A 1,275-nucleotide genomic window follows, 5' to 3' on the forward strand; every position below is an offset into this window, starting at 1 on the left:
TGAAGCCGAGCTTGAGGCCTTCACCCGAGCCGGCCTCCGGAATACGGAAGTCAACGAAGGGGGGCGAATCGTCCTGAACCGACGGCGTGTCAGGCTCTGTGGGCTCTTCTGCAGGACCCGCCGTACAGCCGACGAGAACAAGGGCTGCGATGCCCAGGCTCGCCACGACCGACAAGCGGTTTCGTGTGGATTTGGTGATCACTGCGCTCTCCTTTGATGTGACAGTGCTGGAAAGGATTCCAGTAGGGTGTGAGGCATGTCTAGTTGAGGAGTGGCGACAAGTCAAGCGCGAACTGTTTCTGCCGCTCACTTGAGCGGAGCAAGCCCAAAATGTCCGGGCAGAGCGGTCATATCGCGATGAATGGTTCGTTTTTCGGCCTTGCGCTTGCCCTCCTGTCGGTAGATCGTTATGTTTTAGAAACGTTTCCAGTTCCACGGTCAAGGGATGACTATGCATAAGCCCATGAAGGCCCCTGTTCAGTCCAGTGTTGACAACTCACACGGACTGTTCATCACCAAGATCGAAACCATTCCCGTCGTGGCACCTCTCGCACGCGAGTTCAAGGGCAGGTACTACTCGATGACGCACCGGGCCACACTGATCATTCAGCTGCACACCAGCGACGGAATCATGGGCGAGGCGTATGTTGGCGACGAGTTGGCCGGGCTCCACGAGATCAACAGCATCGTCGTGAACGAGATCGCGCCACGACTCATCGGCATGGATGCCCTTCGCACCGCCCACTGCTGGGAGGCGGCGTATCCGGCAACGTACGACATTTTGCGCGACCGTCGACTTGGCCTCGTCGCATTGGCGGCTACCGACACCGCCATCTGGGATGCCGTCGGGAAGGCACTCAATCAACCTCTGTGGAAGCTCTGGGGGGGGTTCACCGGCACCGTGCCGATGATCGCGATTGGCGGCTATTACGGCGAACCCCTCGGCACCATTGCCGACGAGATTGCCAGCTACAAGTCGATGGGCTTGGGCGGCATGAAGTTCAAGATCGGTGGTGCTTCGCCGGAGGTAGACGCGGATCGCGTGCGCGCCGCCTTCGCTGCCGGTGGAACTGACTTTCTCATCGCGGTCGATGCAAACCAGGGGTACACCGTTCAGGACGCAATTGAGTTCGGAGAGCGGACGAGCGACCTCGACATCATGTGGTTCGAGGAGCCGGTGCGGTGGCACAACGACCGACGTTCGATGGCCGCGGTGCGCCAATCAAGCCCGCACCCGGTGTGTGCCTGTCTCTTATACACATCTCCGAGCCCACG

General features: G+C 59.8%; 2 protein-coding genes. One reads left to right on the plus strand and one right to left on the minus strand.

Annotated features, from left to right (window positions below):
- On the minus strand, positions 1-202 hold a 202-nt coding region (locus ACN4EK_RS32710), incomplete at its 3' end, for a hypothetical protein (protein ID WP_431662622.1).
- Between the two features lie 261 nt (positions 203-463).
- On the opposite strand from ACN4EK_RS32710, the gene ACN4EK_RS32715 reads away from it, so the two are divergent.
- Positions 464-1,275 (plus strand): enolase C-terminal domain-like protein (locus ACN4EK_RS32715; protein ID WP_431662623.1); only part of this gene is annotated, 812 nt, incomplete at its 3' end.

It is taken from the genome of Pantanalinema rosaneae CENA516, from assembly GCF_050753385.1.
GTDB lineage: Bacteria > Cyanobacteriota > Cyanobacteriia > Leptolyngbyales > Leptolyngbyaceae > Pantanalinema > Pantanalinema rosaneae.